The sequence below is a fragment of the Bacteroidota bacterium genome (assembly GCA_013696965.1).
Classification (GTDB): Bacteria; Bacteroidota; Bacteroidia; order JACCXN01; family JACCXN01; genus JACCXN01.
In genome coordinates this window covers 133,824-158,077 of sequence record JACCXN010000091.1, presented here as the reverse complement: position 1 = coordinate 158,077, position 24,254 = coordinate 133,824, and the positions used below count along the sequence as shown (strand labels likewise).

At 33.7% G+C, this 24,254-nt stretch carries 20 protein-coding genes; 8 read left to right on the top strand and 12 right to left on the bottom strand.

Annotated elements, in window-relative coordinates:
- The first annotated feature begins 133 nt into the window (after positions 1 to 133).
- The gene (locus H0V01_13615; GenBank protein ID MBA2584416.1) at positions 134 to 2,212 is read left to right on the top strand and encodes a T9SS type A sorting domain-containing protein; all 2,079 of its coding nucleotides are present in this window, start codon (positions 134 to 136) and stop codon (positions 2,210 to 2,212) included.
- A 176-nt stretch (positions 2,213 to 2,388) separates the two neighbouring features.
- Positions 2,389 to 4,479, top strand: coding sequence for a T9SS type A sorting domain-containing protein (locus H0V01_13610; GenBank protein MBA2584415.1), 2,091 nt, complete (start codon positions 2,389 to 2,391; stop codon positions 4,477 to 4,479).
- A 172-nt stretch (positions 4,480 to 4,651) separates the two neighbouring features.
- On the opposite strand, the gene H0V01_13605 is transcribed toward H0V01_13610, so the two are convergent.
- The 7 genes from H0V01_13605 to H0V01_13575 all read right to left on the bottom strand — a co-directional run bounded on the left by H0V01_13605 (position 4,652) and on the right by H0V01_13575 (position 13,548).
- Positions 4,652 to 5,089: a hypothetical protein gene (locus tag H0V01_13605; GenBank protein ID MBA2584414.1), complete on the bottom strand. Its 438-nt coding sequence runs from the start codon at positions 5,087 to 5,089 to the stop codon at positions 4,652 to 4,654.
- Positions 5,090 to 5,105: 16 nt separating this feature from the next.
- A complete protein-coding gene (locus H0V01_13600; GenBank protein MBA2584413.1) occupies positions 5,106 to 6,005 on the bottom strand; it encodes a hypothetical protein in 900 nt (299 codons plus the stop codon).
- Between the two features lie 84 nt (positions 6,006 to 6,089).
- On the bottom strand, positions 6,090 to 8,894 hold the full coding sequence (gene polA / locus H0V01_13595) for a DNA polymerase I (protein MBA2584412.1): 2,805 nt from the start codon (positions 8,892 to 8,894) through the stop codon (positions 6,090 to 6,092).
- Between the two features lie 76 nt (positions 8,895 to 8,970).
- A complete protein-coding gene (locus tag H0V01_13590; protein ID MBA2584411.1) occupies positions 8,971 to 9,975 on the bottom strand; it encodes a M28 family peptidase in 1,005 nt (334 codons plus the stop codon).
- Positions 9,965 to 11,446, bottom strand: coding sequence for a cysteine--tRNA ligase (locus H0V01_13585; GenBank protein MBA2584410.1), 1,482 nt, complete (start codon positions 11,444 to 11,446; stop codon positions 9,965 to 9,967). Before H0V01_13585 ends, H0V01_13590 begins: the two co-directional genes overlap by 11 nt.
- A 101-nt stretch (positions 11,447 to 11,547) precedes the next feature.
- On the bottom strand, positions 11,548 to 12,429 hold the full coding sequence (locus H0V01_13580; GenBank protein MBA2584409.1) for a toxin-antitoxin system YwqK family antitoxin: 882 nt from the start codon (positions 12,427 to 12,429) through the stop codon (positions 11,548 to 11,550).
- 180 nt (positions 12,430 to 12,609) lie between these two features.
- On the bottom strand, positions 12,610 to 13,548 hold the full coding sequence (locus H0V01_13575; protein ID MBA2584408.1) for an NAD-dependent epimerase/dehydratase family protein: 939 nt from the start codon (positions 13,546 to 13,548) through the stop codon (positions 12,610 to 12,612).
- 150 nt (positions 13,549 to 13,698) lie between these two features.
- Between H0V01_13575 and H0V01_13570 the strand changes: the two genes are divergently transcribed.
- The gene (locus H0V01_13570; protein MBA2584407.1) at positions 13,699 to 14,736 is read left to right on the top strand and encodes a rhodanese-related sulfurtransferase; all 1,038 of its coding nucleotides are present in this window, start codon (positions 13,699 to 13,701) and stop codon (positions 14,734 to 14,736) included.
- A 28-nt stretch (positions 14,737 to 14,764) separates the two neighbouring features.
- Here H0V01_13570 and H0V01_13565 read toward each other — a convergent pair whose 3' ends face one another.
- From H0V01_13565 to H0V01_13555, 3 genes are all read right to left on the bottom strand, one after another.
- Positions 14,765 to 15,505 carry a YebC/PmpR family DNA-binding transcriptional regulator gene (locus H0V01_13565; protein ID MBA2584406.1) on the bottom strand — a complete coding sequence of 247 codons (741 nt, stop codon included), beginning with the start codon at positions 15,503 to 15,505 and terminating at the stop codon, positions 14,765 to 14,767.
- 103 nt (positions 15,506 to 15,608) lie between these two features.
- The gene (locus H0V01_13560; GenBank protein MBA2584405.1) at positions 15,609 to 16,214 is read right to left on the bottom strand and encodes a hypothetical protein; all 606 of its coding nucleotides are present in this window, start codon (positions 16,212 to 16,214) and stop codon (positions 15,609 to 15,611) included.
- A 166-nt stretch (positions 16,215 to 16,380) separates the two neighbouring features.
- A complete protein-coding gene (locus H0V01_13555) occupies positions 16,381 to 18,792 on the bottom strand; it encodes a carboxypeptidase-like regulatory domain-containing protein (GenBank protein ID MBA2584404.1) in 2,412 nt (803 codons plus the stop codon).
- 303 nt (positions 18,793 to 19,095) lie between these two features.
- Between H0V01_13555 and H0V01_13550 the strand changes: the two genes are divergently transcribed.
- On the top strand, positions 19,096 to 20,124 hold the full coding sequence (locus H0V01_13550) for an SPASM domain-containing protein (protein ID MBA2584403.1): 1,029 nt from the start codon (positions 19,096 to 19,098) through the stop codon (positions 20,122 to 20,124).
- Between the two features lie 18 nt (positions 20,125 to 20,142).
- Here H0V01_13550 and rnhA read toward each other — a convergent pair whose 3' ends face one another.
- Both rnhA and purN read right to left on the bottom strand, forming a co-directional pair.
- Positions 20,143 to 20,616: a ribonuclease HI gene (gene rnhA, locus H0V01_13545; GenBank protein MBA2584402.1), complete on the bottom strand. Its 474-nt coding sequence runs from the start codon at positions 20,614 to 20,616 to the stop codon at positions 20,143 to 20,145.
- Positions 20,617 to 20,627: 11 nt separating this feature from the next.
- Positions 20,628 to 21,191 carry a phosphoribosylglycinamide formyltransferase gene (gene purN / locus H0V01_13540; GenBank protein ID MBA2584401.1) on the bottom strand — a complete coding sequence of 188 codons (564 nt, stop codon included), beginning with the start codon at positions 21,189 to 21,191 and terminating at the stop codon, positions 20,628 to 20,630.
- Positions 21,192 to 21,518: 327 nt separating this feature from the next.
- On the opposite strand from purN, the gene H0V01_13535 reads away from it, so the two are divergent.
- The 4 genes from H0V01_13535 to H0V01_13520 all read left to right on the top strand — a co-directional run bounded on the left by H0V01_13535 (position 21,519) and on the right by H0V01_13520 (position 24,252).
- A complete protein-coding gene (locus tag H0V01_13535; GenBank protein MBA2584400.1) occupies positions 21,519 to 21,755 on the top strand; it encodes an acyl carrier protein in 237 nt (78 codons plus the stop codon).
- 26 nt (positions 21,756 to 21,781) lie between these two features.
- The gene (fabF, locus tag H0V01_13530; GenBank protein MBA2584399.1) at positions 21,782 to 23,035 is read left to right on the top strand and encodes a beta-ketoacyl-ACP synthase II; all 1,254 of its coding nucleotides are present in this window, start codon (positions 21,782 to 21,784) and stop codon (positions 23,033 to 23,035) included.
- 2 nt (positions 23,036 to 23,037) lie between these two features.
- Positions 23,038 to 23,754 carry a ribonuclease III gene (gene rnc, locus H0V01_13525; protein MBA2584398.1) on the top strand — a complete coding sequence of 239 codons (717 nt, stop codon included), beginning with the start codon at positions 23,038 to 23,040 and terminating at the stop codon, positions 23,752 to 23,754.
- Positions 23,755 to 23,838: 84 nt separating this feature from the next.
- Complete coding sequence (locus H0V01_13520; GenBank protein MBA2584397.1) at positions 23,839 to 24,252, top strand: IPExxxVDY family protein; 414 nt, start codon at positions 23,839 to 23,841, stop codon at positions 24,250 to 24,252.
- Positions 24,253 to 24,254 lie beyond the last annotated feature (2 nt).

Sequence of the window (24,254 nt, the reverse complement as noted above, 5' to 3'; positions counted from 1 at the left end):
AATTTTCATTAACAGGCTTTTTTTATGGAAAAATTGCACACTTGTTTTTAAAAGAATTAGTATTAAAACCCAAATTGCTTTTAATTCATTCTTAAAATAAAGATTAAATAGTTAAAGTAAATTTATAATTTGCATGATGAAAAATATATATTTTATAGCCTTTGGCTTGTTTTCAGTTGTTTTTTTAAGTAAAGCCCTAATGGCCCAAGAGCTTAAATTTTGTGGTCAAACCCATGCTCAAGAACGCATTAAAAGTAAAAACCCAAAACTATATGATCAAGTTTTAGAAACTGCGAAAGAATTGGAAGAATTTACAGCAAAATATGCATTGCAAAAATCAAATGAGAGGGGAACTGTTTATGTTATTCCTGTAGTTTTCCATATTATTCATAATAATGGTATCGAAAATATCTCCAATGAACAGGTTTATGATGCTGTAAGAGTCCTTAACGAAGATTTTAGAAAATTGAATGCAGACACAAGTGATATTGTTCAAGCATTTAAAGCCATAGCAGGGGATTCTGAAATTGAATTCAGAATGGCCCAGAAAGATCCTCAGGGGAACTGCACCAATGGTATTACCAGAACAGCATCCATGGAAACTTACCTTGGGGAAATGCCTTCAACATCTGATGTTAGCCGTTGGCCTAGGGAAAATTATTTGAATGTATGGGTTGTAAATAGTATTTCATTTGGTGCTGCCGGTTATACCAATTATCCAAGCACTCTTCATTGGTATCCAGAAGAAGATGGAATTATGATTTTACATAGTTATGTTGGGAGCATAGGAACAGGAAATTACGTAAGATCTAGAGCTATGACACATGAGGTTGGGCATTGGATTAATCTTATGCATACCTGGGGCGATTCCAATGATCCGGAAATGGCCAGCAATTGCAATGATGACGATAATGTTGCTGATACTCCAAATACTATGGGATGGACTTATTGTAATCTTACTGGAAACTCTTGCAGCTCACTGGATAATGTTCAAAATTACATGGATTATTCCTATTGTCACAAAATGTTCACCCAGGGGCAAGCAACAAGAATGAGGGCTGCTTTAACTTCCACAATAGCCCAGCGTTACAATTTATGGCAACCTGAAAATTTAATTTTAACAGGAACAGATAGCAATCTTTTATGTAAGGCTGATTTCAGTGTGAGCAAAACCGAAATTTGTGTAGGAGAAACAGTTAATTTTAAGGATTTATCCTACAATGAACCAAGCAGTTGGAATTGGTCTTTTCCTGGGGCAACATTAACAACATCTAGTGACAGGAATCCTGTTGTAACATACAATATCCCAGGAATCTATGATGTAAACCTGATTGTTAGTGATGGCGTGTCAACTATAAGTGAGAACAGGAATGGTTATATTGCAGTTTTACAAACCTCTGGCCTTGCCTTGCCTTTTGTTGAAGGCTTTGAATCTTTTACATCCCTTCTGGAAAATAATTGGTTTGTTAATAATCCTGATCAAGACCAAAGTTGGGAAGTAACAAATACAGGAGCTACAGGATTAAAATCAATTCGAATTAATAATTTTAATAACCCTATCGGGGCAGTAGATGAAATTAGTTCTACCACAATTGATTTGTCCTCTTTTGTTAAAGTTAACATTTCATTTAAAGTGGCATATGCTAAAAAAAATGCCAGTGTTACTACAGACGAACTTAAGTTATTCGTTTCTTCAAATTGCGGAACAATCTGGGTTCAAAGATGGAGCCAGAGTGCAAGCCTTGCAACAGCTCCAGCCCAAGCCTCTGCTTTTACTCCAACTGATTCAAGTCAATGGATGAAGTATACAATTTCTACTTTGCCTCTTGCATACATGAATAGTAATTTCAGATTTAAATTTCAATTTAAAAATGGTGGTGGAAATAATATTTATATTGATGATATAAATATTAGTGATTATTCAGTGGGAATTAATGAACAAGATAAATACATCTCCGATTTTAGAGTAATTCCCAATCCTTTTAATGAAGATGCAGTAATTGCTTTTTCATTAAGTGAAATAGAAACTGTTAAATTAACGGTTATTGATATGCTTGGTAAAGAATCTGTAATACAACCGGCAAGCGTTTTGCCTTCAGGACAATACAATTTAAAATTGAATAAAGCTGAATTGGACCTTTCTAGGGGAATTTATTTTATAAAATTAATGCTGGGAGATACTATAATAATCAGGAAGATAATACTTAATTAAGGCTTTGTTTTCAACTGTAAAAAGCCTGTTAATTTTTCTCTAGCAAGCTTTTTTTGTTGCTCAAGCTAAATGTTTGCTTGTCTAAATAAGGCTTTATTATTGGAAAAGTTTGGAGGTTTTATTAAATTGCATTTTAAATTCATATAAAATAAATAATAGGATTAATAATTTCAAAAATGAAAAAAAATTACTTTATTGTTTTTGCACTGCTTTTGGTTGTTTTCTCATTTAAAATAACAATGGCTCAGAATCTTAAATACTGTGGCCAGGCTGAGGCAGAAGAGCGCATACGTATTGAAAATCCAAAACTTTACCGGGAGGGTTTAAAGGCTCAACAGGAATTAGAATTACAGACCAAAGCATATAATTCTCAAAAATCTGGTGAAAGAGGTACAGTATACTTTATTCCTGTTGTATTCCATATCATCCATGATTTTGGCCCTGAAAACATTTCTGATCAACAAGTTTATGACGCGATTCAGGTTATTAACACCGATTTTAGAAAATTAAATGCTGACACGAGTGAAATTGTAGCTGCATTTAAATCATTAGCAGGAGATTCTGAAATAGAATTCAGGTTAGCGCAAAAAGATCCAAATGGAAATTGCACCAATGGAATTGTAAGAGTAGCATCCCTTGAAACATATAACGGAGTTAATTACTTTGATGACATGTCTACATCAAATGTAAGCCGCTGGCCACGATCAAAATATTTAAATATATGGGTTGTAAACTCCATAAAAAGTGGAGCTGCAGGATATACTTATAGGCCTTCTGCTGTTAATTCCAATCCAAATCTTGACGGAATCATGGTATTGCACAATTATGTTGGGAGCATTGGAACGGCCTCTGTTCAACGTTCCAGGACCCTTACCCATGAAATTGGTCACTGGATTAATCTTGCCCATACCTGGGGTCAAACAAATAATCCGGGAATTTCAACTAACTGTAATGATGACGATGCTGTTTCAGATACCCCGAATACCATTGGCTGGACCTCTTGCAACCTTAGTGGAAATACTTGCAGCAGTCTTGACAATGTTCAAAATTACATGGATTATTCCTATTGCTCCAAAATGTTTACTCAAGGACAGTCAGCAAGAATGAGAGCCGCAACTATTTCAAATATTTCACAAAGAAGTAGTTTATGGCAACCAGGGAATTTGGCAGCTACAGGTACAGATAATGCAAACTATTTATGCAAAGCTGATTTTGTTGCCAGCCGAACAGAAGTTTGTGTTGGAGAATTAATTGATTTTAATGATATTTCATTTAATAACCCCTCTACCTGGAACTGGACCTTCCCTGGTGGTACTGTTTCCTCAACTACCATAAAAAATCCTGTTGTAAGTTACAGTACTCCTGGCCAATATAATGTAGGGTTATTAGTAAGTGATGGAGTTTCAAATTTAAATGAAACCAAAAATAATTTTATTACTGTGCTGCCTACCACAGGCATTCCATTGCCTTATGTTGAAGGCTTTGAATCTTCTCCAACTTTCCCTAATGGTAATTGGTTTGTTTTTAATACAGATAATGCACAAACTTGGGAAGTTGCTAATGTAGGGGCTACTGGTTCCAAATCCATTAGGATTAATAATTTTAATAATCCGGTTGGAGCAATCGATGAAATAAGTTCTACAGCAATTGATTTATCTCCGTTTGTTAAAGTTAACATTTCTTTCAAAGTGGCTTTTGCTAAAAAAGACGCCTCCGCCACTACTGATGAACTCAAGTTTTTTGCTTCTTCTAATTGTGGATTAACATGGGTTCAACGATGGAGCCAAAGTTCTAATCTTACAACAGTTCCTGCACAGGCTTCCCCATTTATACCAACGGATTCCATACAATGGGTTCAGTATACAATTTCTACTCTTCCTATTGCATATATGAATAGCAATTTTAGATTTAAATTTCAATTTAAAAATGGCGGAGGAAACAATATTTATATTGATGACATTAATATAAATGATTATTCAGTTGGCATTAATGAACAAGATGAATTTGCAAATCACTTTAGAGTATATCCCAATCCCTTTAATGAAGATGCTGTAATTGCTTTTTCTTTAAATAAAACAGAATCAGTGGAATTATCAGTTATTGATATACTTGGTAAAGAAACCTTTATTTATCAGGAAAGAAATTTGCCTTCTGGTGAACATACACTCAAATTGAATAAATCCGAATTGGGCATGTCTAAAGGAATTTATTTTGTGAAATTAACCCAGGCAGACAAAGTAATGATTAAAAAAATAATATTAAATTAACTCTTCGTATCCTATTAAAAAGCCCCGGTTAATTGTTTATTAACCGGGGCTTTTTAATTTTTAATAGTATTCCAAATTATATTTTAATCATTCAACTTAAGCTTTTAGCAGGCGAGTATATTAATTGGAAAATGAACTAAATGGATATCATCTCTTTGAAAAATTATTTACCTTAAAGTTTAAATCCAACCAATACAGACACACAACCACTTTCCATCATTTTGGTTTTGGTATGTGATTCAGGAACCTCAACTTCAAGAATAAATTGTTGCGTTGATGCAACCTGGAAATCCCAAATACGTGAAGATTGGGCATTCTTGCTGTTGTATATTTCTTTTTTGTCCTGATCACTTACTCTGAACTTAATATCTCCTAAAATGGGTTGTCCGCAAACCATAAGTCTATAATCCTGGCCGGAATAAAAAGTCATTAACAATTCAGCCTTTTCACCAGGCATAAGCGTAATGTTATTTAATTGTCCATTGTGGTTAAATGGAAACAAGGATGGAATACATTGATTCTTTGAAAAAACCTTGCACTGGGCAAAAAGAACTATAGGAATATTAAAAAGAATGAAAATCAAAAAAGGTTTAAGATAGGAATTCTTCATTGTGCAATTTTTTTGATCAGGAAATGATTTTATTTCTAATTTCAATTGTTTTCATTCTAATTTGATCAGCCTGTTGAATGGTTAAATTTAGACTTATAGTTTTTCCCACAGTAGGAGTGGATGAGCCGCCACTCGAAACGGTTATGGTGCTGTTTACTTCTTTCTCTTCAATGGTGTTGTATATAGTCTTTAATTCATTTAATCCCTGAATAATTTCAGGTATATCAAGTTCATAAACTGTAACAAGTTCAATTAAATTTTCAAGTGCAATTCTTTGATCTGAAATGCGAACCAACATAATTTCGTTGGATTTGGATTCTCGCAGGCTTTTTTCAACTGCTGAGGCAATGTGCAATCCCTCAATCCAGCCACCAAGAACCATAAGAGCAGAAACATTTCCTTTTTGGTTTTCTTTTAAAAAAGCATCGGATTCAAAATAAGAATCTGTAATCAGAACCAATAAAGAGTCACGGTTACCTAGGTTTGCTTCAATACGTTCTATTTTATCTATATTAAATGCATCTACAATTCCAAGATCATCTGCTAGCTTTTTTGTGCAGGAAAGGTATAGCATTGCTTCCTGACTTTTATCAAAAATTGCAGTATAGCTCAAATCTGCTCCATAAATACCAAGATTTAGAGCTTTGCTTTTCATTGTAACATATTTATCTGAATTCTTGATAGGGTTTAACACATCCATATTGAAGCGCGCACCTGATTTTTTAAGAATAGAAGCTGTTTCAATAGGTGAGGGAATTGTATAAAATACTTTTTCAGCAGTTGCTCTTTTTAAAGAATCATTTACTAAATCTTCAGGAGTTAATGCTATTTGTTCTCTTACTGAAGTGGATTCATTACAAGAGGCAATAATTGTTGAGCCTATTACAATTGCCAGCAATAATTTATTAGTAGTCATATTAATCATTTTTATCAGATAAAAGGTTATACTAGTTTCAAAAGTATGAAATTTTATGTTAAAAGCAAGTATTTTTACTTAAAATTAATGTGCATCCAGCCAGTTAAAACCTGTACCCATATCAACAACTACAGGAATATTCATTTTTATTGCTGTTCTCATTCTTTCTTCAACAATCACTTTAACCATTTCCAGTTCTTGGGGAATTACATCGAAAAGAAGTTCATCATGTACTTGTAAAATCATTTTAGATTCTAGGTTTTTTTCATTGAAATCATTGTGGATATTTATCATTGCAATTTTAATCATATCCGCAGCGGAACCTTGTATTGGGGCGTTAATAGCATTTCTTTCAGCAAATCCTCTTACCACAGAATTTCTCGAATTAATATCCCTTAAATAGCGTCTTCTTTGCATGATCGTTTCAACATATCCAAACTCGCGTGCCGAATTAATGGTGTTGTTCATGTATTGCTTAATTTTCGGAAATTGTATAAAATATTGTTCAATAATGTTAGCTGCTTCCCTTCGAGGGATACCAAGTCTTTCAGAAAGTCCAAATGCAGATATCCCATATATAATTCCAAAATTAACCGTCTTTGCGTTTCTTCGCATCTCCTTGCTAACATCCTCTAAAGGTATATTGTATATTTTTGAAGCTGTGGATGCATGAATATCTTGCCCACGTATAAATGCCTCACTTAAATTTTCATCACCACTTAATTCTGCAATAATTCTTAGCTCAATTTGAGAATAATCTGCTGCAAGCAATATTTTCCCTTCACTTGGCACAAAAGCCTTTCTTACCTCACGCCCGTTTTCAGTTCTTATTGGGATGTTTTGCAAATTGGGGTTATTGGAACTAAGGCGCCCAGTTGCAGCAACAGTTTGATTAAAGTTGGTATGTATTTTCCCTGTCTTTGAATTTACCATTAAGGGTAGACTGTCAACATAGGTGGATTTTAATTTTTGCAGCGACCTGAAACTTAAAATTTTTTCTACAATTGGATGTTTGTTAACAAGCTTAGTCAGTACTTCTTCTCCGGTAGAAAACTGTCCTGTTTTTGTTTTCTTTGCCTTGTCGTCTATTCCTAGTTTATTAAATAGAACTTCTCCTAATTGCTTTGGAGAGGCAATATTAAACTCTTCCCCACAACACTCATAAACCTCTATTTCCAAAGCTTTAATCTGCAAGTCAAGTTCTATGGAAAATTCATTAAGTGCTTTTACATCAATGCTAATTCCTTCTGTTTCCATGGCAGTTAAAACAGGGATCAAGGGAACTTCTATTTTTTCAAAAAGATCTTTAGTACCAGTTTTTTCAAGCAAAGGACTAAAGAAATTGCGTAATCTTAATGTAATATCTGCATCTTCACAGGCATAATCTGCAACTTTTTCTATTGGAATAGCTCTTAAAGCTAATTGATCTTTTCCTTTTTTACCCGCAAGTGTTTGGTATGAAACAGGGGCATAATTAAGATAAGTCTCTGCCAAAAAATCCATATTGTGCTTCATGTCCGGCTCAATTAAATAATGAGCAAGCATGGTATCAAAAAGTTTTCCTTTTACATCAATTCCATTTGTTTTTAAAACCGAAAGATCATATTTAAGATTTTGACCAGTTTTTTCAATGGTTTCATCTTCAAAAACTGATTTGAAGACATCCAAAATATCTTTTAATTGATGCTTATCCTCAGGTAGGGGGACATAATGGGCAGAAAAAGGTTTAATTGAAAAGGACATTCCAACTAATTCACAGGCTGTAACAGATAAGCCTGTAGTTTCAGTATCAAAACAAAAGCCATTACTTTTTTTTAATTCCTGGGCAAGCTTTAGGATTTTTTCGTTGCTGTCTGCAATTTCATAATAATGACTGGTGTTTTCAAGTGTATCATACTCTTTTGCCGGAACATCTTCTGTAACTACATCTATGGTTAATGGTTCAGGAACCTGTTCCCCCCCAAAAAGATCCATTTGCGCGCTTCCATTTGTTTTTACAACAGCTGCAGGTATGTCCTCGCCAAGAATTCTTTTTCCTATGGTTCTGAATTCAAGTTCAGCGAATATTTCTTTTAAAGAATTTCTGTCAGGCTCTTCAATTCGAAGTCCTATTTCGTCAAGCTCAACAGGTGCATCAAGAAGTATTGTTGCAAGCATTTTGGACATAATAGCCTTATCTACATTTGCTTCAACTTTTTCTTTTAGTTTACCCTTTAGTTTATCGGTGTTAAGGAGTAAGTTTTCAACACTTCCGAATTGAGCAATAAGTGTTTTTGCTGTTTTTTCACCTACTCCTGGTATACCTGGAATGTTATCAACTGCATCGCCCATTAATCCTAAAATATCGATTACTTGCAAAGGATTATCAATTTCAAATTTTTCACAAACTTCCTTAACACCCATCACTTTTGCTTCATTCCCGAAGCTTGCCGGTTTATAAATGAAAATTTTATCTGTTACCAATTGTCCAAAATCCTTATCGGGAGTCATCATGTATGTAATAAAACCTTCTTTTTCAGCTTTTTTTGCAAGTGTTCCAATCACATCATCGGCTTCATATCCCTCAGAAAATAAAACAGGAATGTTAAACCCCTCAATAATGCGCATAATATAAGGAATAGAAAGGGTAATATCCTCGGGTTGAGCCTCTCTGTTGGCTTTGTATTCTGTAAAACCTTCATGCCTAGAGGTTGGGCCTGCAGTATCAAAAACAACAGCAATATGAGAAGGTTTTTCTTTTTGCAATACTTCTACCAGACTATTTGTAAAGCCTAAAATGGCAGAAGTGTTTAGTCCTTGTGAATTGTACCTGGGATTTTTGCTGAAAGCGAAATATGCTCTATAAATAAGAGCATATGCATCAAGAAGGAATAATTTTTTTTGTGACATTATTATTTATTGTTATTGAAATCTGTTTTGTGTTTTATAAATAGGTTTTGCATTAAAAAGGCAGGACTAAATTCAATTAATCTTTTTCTTGAAAAACTACATCCAATACAGTTTGACCCACTGCTTTTAAAGTATTTTTATCTATTATATCCATATTATCCATATGCGTATGCCAGTAATGACCAAATTTTGACTCTGTTTGAGAATCATATTGTATTATGTCAATGCTCGGAATTCCTGCAATGGAATTTACATAGCTATGATCATCAGTAATTCCCGGAGTCTTTTTGTCAATAAAATAAGCTCCATAACCTAATAAACTCGCAGTATCCCATACTTTTTGCACAATCATGGGTGCATAATACATTGATGTTCCTTCTTTTGTAAATATTGCATCTTTTGCCCCAACCATATCGAGTAAAATTCCATAACGAGCTTTGTAACCCGTTTTATGCGGCTTTTTCGACCAGTATTGTGAACCAAGGGCGTAAGTATCTGCTTTGCGTTCCATCATTGTTCCTTCAGGTTGGCCATAATCCTCTGCATCGAATAATATAATATCCACACCAATTTCAGGAGGATATTGGCTTATTTGCCTTGCAATTTCCAAAAGAACTCCAACGCCACTTCCCCCATCATTAGCACCGTCAATTGGTTTATTTCTATCCTTAGAATCCTGATCTGCAAACGGGCGAGTATCCCAATGGGCAAAAAGCATAACCCTTTCCCTTGCCTCTGGTTTAGATTCAGCAATAATATTTTTAAGTCCAAGTATTTTATTGTCAAAGGAAGTTACCTCGCCTTCCTGAAGTATTACATTGAATCCATAAGACTTTAATTTGTTTACCAGAAACTGTGCTGTTTGCGCATGGGCTTTAGAATTAGGAACCCTTGGCCCGAAACTTACTTGCTTTTCAATAAAAGCATAAGCAGAATCTGCATTAAAGTCAGGTGTTTCTACTCTTGGTTCAATCACAACCGGTTTTTCTTCTGTAACTGTTTTTTTATTCTCATCAGCTGGTCTGCTGCACGAAAAAATCATCACAGAAAAAATTAGCATAAGTATAAGTTTATTCTTCATAACTCCAGGATATTCCTTTTTTTAAATCGTTTATTACTACACCCTCTGATTTTACTTCTGATCGTATCATATCAACCGTTGCATAATCTTTTTCGCTTTTTGCTTTTGAATATAATTTAAGCAAAAGATCCATCATTTGATCAATGTTAATATTGGATTCTTCTTTTAAACCCAAAATATCTTCAACAAAAATCGAATATGTATTTTTTAAATTAGTGAAAGTTTCTTTGCTTAAAGAGCTTATATTAATAACTTCATTTTTAATGGAATTGATATATTTTAACAGGTTAAAAAGATTCGCAATGGCAACTGCAGAATTAAAATCATCATTCATACCTTTAAAGCACATTTCGCAGTATTTATTGATCTCGCTATTTGCTTTTTCATTTATTTCCCCCTCATTTGTGTATGAGATAGCTTTTAATGATTTAAGTCCATTGATTATTTTTTTATAAGCCTTTCTGGCGGCATCTAAAGTTTCATTTGAAAAATCGAGCGTGCTTCCATAATGCGCCTGTAAAATAAAAAACCGGATAGTCATTGGAGAGTAGGCCTTATTCAGCGTAGGGTGATCTCCTGAAAAAAATTGATCAAGTGTTATGGAATTCCCTAATGATTTTCCCATTTTCTGACCATTAATTGTGATCATGTTATTATGCATCCAGTATTTTGCAGGGTCCTTTCTGTTGCTCGCCTGTGATTGTGCAATTTCACATTCATGATGTGGAAATAACAGATCCATACCCCCTCCATGAATATCGAAGGTTTCACCAAGGTATTTTGTGCTCATGGCGGAGCATTCAATATGCCAGCCAGGGAAACCACTTCCCCAAGGTGATGGCCAGCGCATTATATGTTCAGGGCTTGCTTTTTTCCACAGGGCGAAATCCAGTGGGTTTTTTTTCTCATTCTGCCCTTCAAGTTCTCTTGTATTTGATAAAAGGTCTTCAATTATTCTTCCTGATAATTTCCCATAGTGGTTTCCTTTATTGTATTTAACCACATCAAAATAAACTGATTCGTTTACAACATATGCAAAACCATTATCGATAATATCCTGAATCATTTTAATCTGTTCAATGATGTGACCTGAGGCTTTAGGTTCAATACTTGGGCTTTTTACGTTGAGTTTCTCCAGATTTTGATGGTATCTTTCGGTATAATATTGAACGATTTCCATAGGCTCAACTTGTTCCAGTCTGGCCTTTTTTGCTATTTTGTCCTCCCCTGAATCGGCATCATTTTCAAGATGGCCCACATCTGTAATGTTCCTTACATACCTAACCTTGTATCCCAAGTGGGAAAGGTACCTGTAAACAAGGTCGAAAGTAATGGCAGCTCTACCATGTCCCAAATGCGCATCCCCGTATACAGTAGGCCCACATACGTAAATGCCTACGAAGGGGTAATTAATTGGTTCAAATACCTCTTTTTTTCGAGTTAGGGTATTGTAAATTTCTATTTTTTGCATTTTATGAATAAGGTTAAAAAAAACTTCCTTTACTATGGGTTTTTGCCATTGTAAAGGAAGTAAGAAAAAATTTATTTTAAAAGGGACTATTTCATTTCCTGTTATTTCTCGGAAATTACACCATCACCTATATAAACACTGTTTTTATAAATCTCTATTTTTTGAAGTAATCCATCTTTGTTGTACACGAAAAATTTCCCATCCACTAATACGTAATTTTGGAAGATTCCATCTTTTACAACCTGATTGTTTTTATTGTAAAGCTTACCATAACCTGTTCCATTAAATGTACCCATGTTAGGTAATTCATCCCTTTGAGCTACCACCGGCTTGTTGTCTCCTGCTGGGGCTGGTGTTGCTTTTTTCTCAATAGGCTTTTTAGGTTCAAAAGTTTTTGAGGTGGCAGGATCTAAAGTTCCGTTTGCAAAATTCTTTTCAGCCCGCAAATCTCCATTTTCATAATATTCCTTTAAAACCCCACTTTCCATTCCATTGGACCACTCACCTTCAATCATTATTTTTCCATTTTCATGGTAATATTTTTGAACGCCTTCGCGAATCCCAGTCTTGTTAAAGTTGAATTCCTGTGATATTACACCGTTTTCGTGGTATCTCTTAAATTGTCCAACAGGCTTGTTATTTATCCAGGTTCCTTCTTCTTCTATTTTTCCATTATCGTAATAGTTGATATAGTAACCATTTGGACGGCCATTGTTATAGGTGATTTCATTTTGAATGTTTCCACTTGGAAAATATTTTTTCCAGGAACCAACTTTTTTATTGTCAGTGTATTTTCCTTCTTCTACCTTTTGAGAATCAGCATAACCCGGAAGTTTTTTCATTTTTCCCCAGAATACCCAATGACCTTGTTTTAAATTATTGACGTCAATTAGGTTAATTGTATCCTGTTCATAAATCTCAAAGGATTGAGCAATGCTAATTTTGCATGCAATGAAAAATATAAATAGTAAAGTTCTTCTCATTTTAGTTCAAATCTTTATTGTGAAGCAATTTAATTTAAATATCGATTGGTTTTGCAATTATTAGATCAATACTACCTTTTGGCATGATGAAAAATGGCATTTTTTAATTCTTTTCAAAAAGCAATTTTGATATCGTTGACAGTAGGCTTTTACGGGCATATTTATCTTAAGTTTCAAAAATTATGAAATATTTTTTAACATGTCCGAAACCATTGTACTTAAATCGTATTCAGGCCTCCAGTTCCAATGATTTTTGGCATAATTATCATTAATGCTTTGAGGCCAACTATCTGCAATAAATTGTCTGAAATCGGGAGAATAAGTAATTTTAAATTCAGGAATATGCTTTTTTATTTCAATTGCAAGCTCCTTTGGAGAAAAACTCATTGCAGATAAATTGTATCCTGATCTTATTTTGATTTTAGATTCATCTGCTTCCATTATTTCAATTGTTGCTTTAATAGCATCGGGCATATACATCATTGGTAAAATAGTATCCTCACTTAAAAAACATTCATAGCTTTTAGTTTTTAAAGCTTGATGAAAAATATGTACAGCATAATCAGTAGTTCCACCTCCAGGAGCAGATTTATAACCAATTAATCCAGGATATCTCAGTCCTCTTACATCAACCTTGTATTTGTTATAATAATATTCACACCATCTCTCTCCGGCAAGTTTTGATATTCCATATACCGTATTGGGTTCCGTAATGGTATATTGCTCGGTGTTTTGTTTGGGTGTAGTAGGTCCGAAAACGGCAATGGAACTTGGCCAATAAACTTTTTTTATCTTTTTTTCTTTAGCCAGGTCCAGAACATTAAATAATCCACCCATATTTAATTCCCATCCAAGTGAAGGATTTTGTTCGGCAGTAGCAGATAAAAGAGCAGCAAGGAGATAAACCTGGGAAACATTGTGTTTTTCAATTATTTCCAAAAGCCGATTGCGATCAAGTACATTTAAACGTTCAAAAGGACCTTTTTCAATTAAATCCACTGTCGGATTATTAATATCAGAGGCAATTACATTCGAGCTTCCATGCTTATCCCGTAGGGTTTCCACGAGTTCAGTTCCTATTTGGCCAGCGGAGCCAATAACAAGTATTTTTTCAATCATTTTCCTACTTTGATATTCTGGTTTTGAAAACTTTTAATTTTTCTTCCGGTCAAAATTAGTAACATTTTTAATATTCATGCTGATGTAACCCTATTCATTTATACTAAAGAATTATATTTGCGTTAAAATATTTCATTTTTAGAGTATTATATGGCTTTGTATAATCGTGTAAATAAAAAGGAACTTAAGCTAAAACTTAGGGTAGAGGAATTTAAAAGAATTACGCTTTCCTTTTACAGGTATGTAATAATTGAAAATCCTGAAGAATTAAGGAATCAACTTTTTGAAAAATGGGCCTCGTTAAATGTTTTTGGACGGATTTATCTGGCTAATGAAGGGATAAATGCCCAACTCAGTGTGCCAGAGGAAAATTGGAAGGTTTTTCAAGAACAACTTTTTGCTTATGAGGAGTTTGAAAATATGCCATTTAAAATAGCAATTGAGGACGATGGAAAATCATTTTATAAGCTGGCGGTTAAGGTTAGACATAAAATTGTTGCTGATGGGTTAGATGATAATGCATTTGATGTAACCAATGTTGGAAACCACCTTACTGCCAAACAATTTAATGATGCTTTGGAGGATCCAAATTCTATAGTGGTGGATATGCGGAATCATTATGAGAGCGAAATAGGGCGTTTTGAAAAAGCTATATGTCCTGATGTGGATACTTTTAGAGAAGAACTTCCTGTTGTACTTGATTTATTAAAGGATAAAAAAGAGAATAAACTACTTCTTTATTGTACCGGAGGAATTCGATGTGAAAAAGCAAGTGCTTTTTTCAAACATCATGGATTTAATGACGTGAACCAGCTCCATGGAGGAATAATCGAATATGCAAGACAGGTAAAACATCAGGGACTTGATTCAAAATTCAAGGGAAAGAATTTTGTTTTTGACGAAAGACTAGGTGAAAGAATAAGTGATGAGATAATCAGTTTTTGCCACCAATGCAATGAACCTTGTGATACGCATACAAATTGTGAAAATGATGATTGTCATTTACTTTTCATCCAATGCGAAAAGTGCAAAAAACAAATGCAGGGCTGTTGTACTGCTGCTTGTATAGGAATTGCTGCTTTGCCTGATTCAGAACAAAGAAAGATAAGGAAAGGTAGAAAAAAAGAAGATTGCCTTGCGGTTTATAAAAGCAGGCTTAGGCCAAGCATAAAAAATACAAACACGTAACGGGGTAATAATTGCAGGGGGAATGCATTTAAAGTTGTTCCATCAACTCCTGAGTTAACTCCATGTTGTGATAAACATTTTGTACATCATCATCATCTTCTAAATAGTCAATAAGTTTCATTACTCTTTTAGATGATTCAATATCAAGGGTTGTTGTAGTATTTGGGATTCTTTCCAGTTGTGCACTTTCCGCCTCTAATCCCAATTCTTCAAGTTTTTTTTGCATAGGACCGAAGTTTTCAAGACTAGTGGTAATAATAAAGAAATCATCTTGTACTTCAACATCCTCAGCGCCTGCATCAATGGCTTCAAAAATAAACTCATCCTCATTTAAATTGGCTTTCGGAAGATTAAAAATCCCTTTTCTCTCGAAAATAAAACTTAAAGAACCGTTTGTGCCAAGGCTTCCATGGTATTTGGTAAAAGCAGCCCGAACATTTTGAACTGTCCGGTTAATATTATCTGTGGTACATTCAACAAAAACAGCAATTCCATTTGGTGCATATCCTTCATATGTTACTTCAGAATAATTTTGTGCATCAACCCCAGCTCCTTTGTTTACTGCCCGTTCAACAGTGTCTTTAGGAATATTGGCACCTTTGGCATTTTGCAAGGCCAATCTAAGGCGGGGATTGAAATTCGGATCTGGTCCATTGTCTTTCGTGGCAATAGTTACCTCCTTTAATATTTTTGTAAATATTTTAGCTCTTTTTGAATCCTGGGCTCCTTTTCTGTGTTTTATATTTGCCCACTTGCTATGTCCTGCCATATTTATATTATTTAAGCTTTCAAATTTAAAAATTCAAATGCTTTAAATCGATTTTTTTTTATAATATTATCAATATTCCAAGGAAATAGGATCAAGGATTTCTTTATTTGGAAGTCCTAACCATTACCATTGTTTTTAGAATATCGGCAGATTCTGTAAAAAACAAATGGATAGTGTTTCTTTGGGCATTGAGTGGTTCATTGGGGTTTATTGTTTCCGCTATTTCCAAAAGATTTAATGCAAGGGGAGATAAATCAGTGAAATTTTTTTCCTGGACAGAAATAATGATTTCAGATGATGTTAGTAGCGCAACTTTTATTGAGTCAGATAAATATTCTGATTGAGGATTTAGTTTAATGTAATTTGCAATTTCCCATAATTCTTTCCTTTTATTTGTTATTTCAATATCCTGCATTTGGTTTAAATTAACAAGTTCTGTTAAAGAGGCAGTAAGCAACTGTATGCCTTGGGAAATGTATTCATGCAATTCTGTTTTCTTGCGATCTGTATGATCAACATAATTAATGTATTCATAAATAACTTCAGGGGTAGGAACTATTTTATCGTTAATAATAAGTGTTGGGTCATTTTTTTCTGAATCCCCTAAATAAATGTAAAAAACAAAAACAGTAATGGCTGCAATAATCAACGATAAGGTAAGAAAAGATAATCCTTTTCTTTTTTTATGTGTGTGGTTTTCTTGATTCATTGTAAAACTGTAAAATTATCCCTGGATAATAAATTTACAAAAAATAACCGGATAAAAAGTTTGTTCGTATTCCTGAATTCTGTCCTGATTAAAATAGCTTCTATAAATAGTTAAACTCTTGATAAAAAGAGGAAATGTAGTTTAACTTAAACCAAAATTCAAGGGCTTAAAAAATAATGCTGAATGTGGCTTTTATTGCAAGATTGTTTTTGTATTCTAATTGAGAGTATGGTCCAAATTTGTAAAACATACCCACACCTAGTCCTATGAAATCAGATTTTATTAAATTGTTTATTCTTAAACCTGATTCGTAATATCCTTTTTCCATTGTTTTATACTCAATATTAAAATGGTTTGCAGGATTGTTCAAATTTCCCCATCCGGCTGCACACACCAGGATTAACTCTGGTTTAAATTTCCCTTTTGAAAACAAAAGACTTCCAAAACTATGATTGAAAAAAACAGAAGCATAAGTATTAGATAAAAACTCATTCATTTGCATGGTTTCAAATGTATTCATAACGGAGAAGTGATAATTTTTGAAACTTCCTCTTCCTGCATAAAGGGCAGTATAAGGTAAATATCCTTCAATATGTCCTGAAATTAATTGAAGGGATGTTTTGCCAAGGTGTTTTATTTCAAAGCTTTTCTCAACCTTAAGGTCAACTCTGTAAAAATCAAAATTCCCATTCAATACATTGTCAAAACCTTTTTTAAGTTGAATCCACACAACAGGAAAATTTGTTCCTAAAGAGTATGTGTATATGGGCGTTTTTATGAATATTTCACCATAAGCAAAACGGAATCCAGCTGTAATTTCAGTTAAATTAAAGCTATTCACTATCATTGTAGCATCGCTATTATTACTGGCGTATCTATAACCTAAAGTGGAATTAAACCTTGTGTGACTTCCGGTAATAGAACTTGTTAAAAATTCAGCTGCTCTGAATTCAAGTGTTACTCCTGATTGTTGAAGAGAATCCATTCTTGAAATCAAATAAGGTCTGTAAATTTCGCTTAGGTTTGGTTTTCTGTCCAAAACAAAATTAATTCCAGCGGATTCCTGAACATCGTTAATATAGAAAAACTTAAGCTTTGCTTCTAATTTGTCATTTAATTTTAAAGAAACATCAGCGCCATATTTCAAAGCTTTGTCCTTAAATCCATAAGCTAAATATCCTCCAAGGGAAAAAATTTTAGAAATTTTTTCATTCGAATGTATTCCTGCCCCAGCTCTAAAGCCTTCATAATCATTGAATAAAAGAAACCTGTTTAAATCAAAATCAATATAACCAGCAGGTATTTTTCCCGTCATTACAGTTTCTAATGCTTTTAATTTTAAATCAAGATTCTCTGCTTTGCCAATACTATCGATAACATGGTAAGTTGTAATTTCCTTTTCAGTTAAACTGTCTTTCCTGTATTTGTTCCAAAAAACTTCCTCTTTTTTTCCGGCATCAGCCGCTACTTCAAGTTCTATTCTATTAAACTGTTTTTTCTTTAATTCTGGATTTATTTTAATGTCTTCAATATAGCTTCTGCCAATCCCGCTAATGTTTTGATTGTTAACATTTAATATCTTGTACACAATATCAGTATTAAGTTGAACAGGAAACCACTGTTTACCTTCAATGAATTCGTATTTCTGCTGAATTTTTATATGAAAGCTTGGTTCATCAAATGCAGGCTCTGCAATCACATTTTGTATAGCGTACAGATTTGTGTTAATATAAACTAATCCTTTAAGTGCATCAAAGTTTTTATCGGGTTTTGGAAAAAAAGAAATAATAAAAACGGTATCATTTAAAGTATAAAGTGTATCTTCAAGTACATATTCATACCTTCCTATGCTTCCACTACTAATGGGGTTAAGGTATTTTTTTTCTGATATTGCAATATAATCTCCATAAAATGAAAAGGATTGCATCTGAGTGGCGAGCAATGTAAAAGAGGGATTTTGCAACCCTGATACTCTTGAAGCAACTATTTTTTCATTGTTCATTCCATCCAGAAAATTCCGTTCACTAACAGATTCCATCATAAATAAATGTTGCTTTTTGGTAAAGTCATTTAACCGTATATTTAGGCTGTCATCTATGTTCGGTTTTTTTTTGGATTCTGCTCCAGGAGTAAAAATCATTTTATTGTAAGATGTGTATGAGAAAGAGCCTGCTTTTTCTGGATTATTACCAGGAGCGTTTTTTATTGCCTCCCTAATAATGCGGTAAGAAGGATTTTCTCCTGCAACCAAAGTAAATTCCTTTAAAAAAAAATCTTTTTTATGAAGTTTAATTACCAGTTGTCTTAAATTTAAAACTGTATCTGTTAAAGATAAATCCACTTGTGTATAACCAATGTAACTGAATTTAATTTGCCTGGTATCCTTTGAAATTGGAACTGAAAATTTTCCATCGATATCAGAAACAGTGCCTTGTAAGGTTAATTCATCCACTACATTTACAAAAGCAAGTGGTTGTTTAGTATCCGCATCAATTACGATTCCTGTAATTGTTTGTTTTTGTGCAATTGCACCAGAAACAAAGAATGTTGATAGAAAAAACAGGGCTAAGTTCTTCAAAGTTTTTTTGGCTAAAGTATAAATTTAATTTATTAAGTGCAGTGCCAGTAATTAAAGGATATTGATTTTTGTTCAATTATTATTTGTTGGAAACTTCGAATATTTGCTCAATTAGAAAGAGGAACCACACTAAATTAAAAACAAGCAATGAAATTACTTAGGCTAAATCAGTTAAGAAAATATTCATTAAGACTTAAGGGTGAGTAATTAAATATAAAAAGTAATGGAGTTTGTAATAGAGTATCCATTGTTTGTTTAAACCCAACATAAAAACTGCCCGTAATTTTAATACATTTGTATTAGATGACAGGAAATATACGGGATACACTAAACCTTTTAAATAATTATACTCCTGGAAAATTTTTTAACCAGATTAAAATTATTTCCAGTTATCTTGTTTCTAAATATAGTGGTAGGACTATACACTGGGGAATGCCTTTAAGTATTTCTATTGAGCCAACTACCTCCTGTAATCTTCGATGTCCTGAATGCCCTAGTGGGTTGAGGTCCTTTTCCCGGCCAACTGGAATGCTTGATGTGCAATTTTATAAAAGCGTAATCAATGATTTGTATAAAAAATTGATTTACCTTATTTTTTATTTCCAGGGTGAGCCTTACTTGCATCCTCATTTTTTTGATTTAGTGAAATATGCATCTTCTCGTAAAATTTATACTGCCACTTCAACAAATGCACATTACCTTAACGATAGCAATGCCCGGAAAACCATAGAATCTGGACTATCAAGGCTAATTATTTCCATTGATGGTACAGAGCAGGAGACTTATGAGAATTATAGAATAGGGGGAAGCCTTGATAAAGTAATAGAGGGAACCAAAAATATTATTAAATGGAAAAAGGAACTTAATTCAACTACTCCTTATGTTATTTTTCAATTTCTTGTTGTAAAGCAAAATGAACACCAGGTAGAAGAAATAAAAAAACTAGGAAAAAAGCTAGGGGTTGACAAAGTTGCCTTAAAAACAGCTCAAGTGTATGATTATAAAAACGGGAATGATTTGATACCAGAAACCAATAAATATTCAAGGTATAGCAAAGGGGAGGATGGCAATTATAAAATTAAAAACAAATTGCTTAATCACTGTTGGAAGCTTTGGCATTCCTGTGTTATTACCTGGGATGGCCTTGTAGTGCCCTGTTGTTTTGACAAGGATGCCAAGTATAGGTTGGGAAATCTTAAAAACCAATCCTTTTCAAAAATATGGACAGGTAAGGAATATTTCGAGTTCCGAAAAAAGGTATTGAATTCCCGGAAACAAATTGATATTTGTCAAAACTGTACAGAGGGTACAAGTATTTGGGCCGAAGAATAGAAAAAATTTGTTAAAATATTAATTCACTGAATCAACAGAGTCATTCTGGTATCCTTCATCAATTGGCAGATTTAGTCCACAGGCTGCCTCAACTGCAAGCTCATCACACCTGTTATTTTCAACATTGGATGCATGTCCTTTAACCCACACAAACTTTGCTTTTTGTTTGGGATAAACTTTTAAAAAGCGCTTCCATAAGTCCACATTCTTTTTATCCTTAAAGCCTTTTTTTACCCAACCGAAAACCCATCCTTTTTCAACAGCATCAACCACATATTTACTATCTGAATAAATAGTAACATTATTTCCCTCGCTTTTAATTGTTTCCAGTGCAACTATTACACTTAAAAGCTCCATACGATTATTGGTAGTGTGTTTAAAACCTCCAGAGATCTCTTTTCGGTGCTTACCTGAAAGCATGACAATGCCATAACCGCCTCTTCCAGGATTTCCTTTTGCCGCACCATCTGTAAAAATTGTAATTTCTGCCAAATTTTATTGTTTTAAACTAATGATTCTATAATTCGAGGGTAATGTTTATGTTCCATTTTCTGTATTTTCAATGCAATGCTTTCTGGAGTGTCTTTTTCTTTAATGGAGCATTTGGCTTGAAAAATGATTTCTCCTTCGTCAAAATTTTCATTCACATAATGAATTGTAATACCGGTTTCCTTGTTTCCTGATTCTTTTACAGCTTTATGCACTGCCATGCCATACATTCCTTTCCCTCCAAAACCGGGTAATAAAGCAGGATGAATATTGATAATTTTACCTTTGAATTTTCTGATAAACTCTTTAGGGATAAGCCATAAAAAACCTGCAAGGACAATTAAATCGAGTTTTGCGTGATTTTCAAGAGTATGCAAAAATTCCTGACTGTTAAACTCTACTTTGGTAATAAGAAGTGATTTTATTCCATGTTTTTTTGCTACTTCAAGCACTTTTGCATTGGGGTTATTGCAAACAATGAGAGAAACTATAATATCCGGATTTTTATTTTTGAAATAGTCAATAATTTTTTGTGCATTTGAACCTGTACCGGATGCAAAAATACCTATTCTCATCATGATGATTTTTTGCAAAAATAGATAAAGTAAGCAGGTTAATTAAATTTTTTACCTAGATTAGCAAATATATTAAAGTGTGGAGACTGAAAAGACAAGGAATAAATGTTTAGGCAGGTAAATTTGAGCAAAAAAGGACCCTGCTCTATTTTTAATTCAAGACTTGTTTTGTTCCGTAAAGCCTTGTAAGGATTGACATTAAGAGCAAAACAGGAGGAAAGTCAGAAATATTTGCAGAATAAATTCAATAAAAAATTTGAATTTAACTTTATAAATTTATTTCTTTGCAGCCAAAATTTTAAATTAACTATTAAGAAAGGAGAATTAAAAATGTCAGATATTACATCAAGAGTTAAAGCCATTATCGTTGATAAATTAGGAGTTGACGAAAGCGAAGTTACAAACGAATCAAGCTTTACCAACGATTTGGGTGCAGATTCACTGGATACAGTTGAGTTGATTATGGAATTCGAAAAAGAATTCAATATTGCAATACCTGACGATCAGGCTGAGAAAATTGGAACAGTAGGTGATGCTATCACTTATATTGAAGCAAACGCAAAATAATTTTTTAGATTCCTAGTTCTTGTAAAATGGAGTTAAAACGTGTAGTAGTTACAGGTCTTGGTGCTTTGACACCAATAGGCAATACTGTTTCTGAATATTGGGATAATCTTCTCAAAGGAGTGAGTGGTGCGGCCCGTATAACACGTTTCGACCCTTCTAAATTTAAAACTCAATTTGCTTGTGAAGTAAAGGGTTTTAATACCGAAGATTATTTTGAACGTAAAGAGGTAAAACGTCTTGACCTATATGCTCAGTACGGATTAGCTGTGGCTGATCAAGCTTACAGGGATTCTGGTTTGAAAAAGGAAGAAATTGATCTTGACCGAGCCGGAGTTATTTGGGGCTCCGGTATTGGCGGGTTGGATACTTTTCTTACTGAATGTGGTGCTTTTGCAAAGGGTGATGGTACTCCACGATTTAATCCTTTTTTTATCCCCAAAATGATTGCCGATATTGCATCTGGTCATATTTCTATTCGCTTTGGTTTTAGAGGGGTAAATTTTACAACTGTTTCAGCTTGTGCTTCCTCAACAAATGCATTAATTGATGCTTTTAATTATATAAGGCTTAATAAGGCAGATATAATTATTTCTGGTGGTTCAGAGGCAGCAGTTAATGAAGCAGGAATTGGAGGTTTTAACGCTATGCATGCACTGTCGGTAAGGAACGAATCTCCTGAAACCGCTTCCAGGCCATTTGACATTAGCCGTGATGGCTTTGTTCTTGGTGAAGGAGCAGGTGCTCTTGTACTTGAGGAATATGAACACGCAATAAAAAGAGGCGCCAAAATTTATGCTGAACTTGCAGGAGGCGGAATGTCTGCTGATGCTCATCATATTACAGCGCCCCATCCGGAAGGACTTGGCGCACTTAATGTAATGCGTAATGCACTTTTAGATGCTAATATGAATTATGACGAGATTGACTATATTAATGTTCATGGTACTTCTACACCATTGGGAGATATAGCCGAATCTAAAGCCATTACTGGTGTTTTTAAGGAACATGCATACAAACTAAACGTAAGCTCTACAAAATCTATGACAGGCCATTTACTTGGTGCTGCAGGAGCTGTAGAATCCATTGCCTGCGTACTTGCAGTAAAGAATGATATAATACCTCCAACCATCAATCATTTTAATGATGATCCAGAAATTGATAATGGTTTGAACCTTACATTTCATAAACCACAAAAAAGGGTTGTAAGGGCAGCCTTAAGTAATACTTTTGGCTTTGGTGGGCATAATGCTTCTGTTATATTTAAAAAATTCAAAGGATAGCATTGTCTGATTTCTTTAAAGCTTTTCTTGTTGTCTTTTCTTCCGATAAAAAGCTTTATTATTCAATAAAAAATATTTTTGGGTTTTATCCCCGTAATATAAGGCTTTATCAAAAAGCCTTAAGGCATAGTTCTATAGCTTCAAAAATTGAAAGCCCAAGTAATGAAAGGCTTGAATATTTGGGGGATGCCATTTTCGGAGCAGTTGTAGCCTATTTTTTATATCAAAAATTTCCCTATAAAGACGAAGGTTTTTTAACTAAAATGCGATCCAGAATCGTTAGTAGGCAATCCTTAAATCAGCTTGCATTAAAACTTGGAATTGAACTTTTGGTGGAAACAGGATATAATAAAAAAACCATATTTAAGTCTGTTTATGGAGATGCTTTTGAAGCTTTAATAGGTGCAGTTTACCTGGATAAAGGGTATGATTTTACTTTAAAATTGATAATTAATAGAATTATTAAATACCACATTGATATTGAGGAATTAGAAAAAACGGATAGAGATTACAAGAGTAAAATTATAAACTGGTGCCAGAGAGAGAGGAAGAATTTCGTATTTAAAACAGAAGAAGAGGCTGGTTCTGAACACCAAAAAATATATAAAGTTGTACTTGTTGTTGATCAAATTGTAAGGGGCAGGGGTAGCGATTTTTCTAAAAAAAGAGCCGAACAGCAAGCGGCAGAAATTGGCTGTTTAGAATTAAATATTCCATAGGATTAAGTTTTTTGTCATTCCCTGTAAAAAATCCTACTTTTGTAAGCCATCTTGCCTCAATTGTTTTTTTATTATAATCATTTTATGGCAAAGGTTACGCTTGAATTAGAGTATGATTATGATTTTATCCTAATTGGCATAAGCTGCCATGCACGGGATTATAAATTTTGCTGGATGGTTAATAAAAGTCTTGATTTAAATTTTGCAAGACAAGATTCTCTGTCACTCAAAACGAAGAACATGACCTGTGAATTTGCTCATTATACCTTTTTCGATGAGGACAAGCACCTTGAATACACCTTGCTGTCTAATAAAGGGGCAAATGGTTTTTTGTTGCCAGAACAAAAACAGGCTGATTATTTATTGAAAATTGAGGGAGGATTTTCAGCTTTTCAGGCTACTGAATTAATCAATAAGATTAGGAACATTGAAGCAGTTCTAACTGCTTTTAACATAGATATTGAAAATTTAAAATCACGACAAAATTTAATTTTATAGTA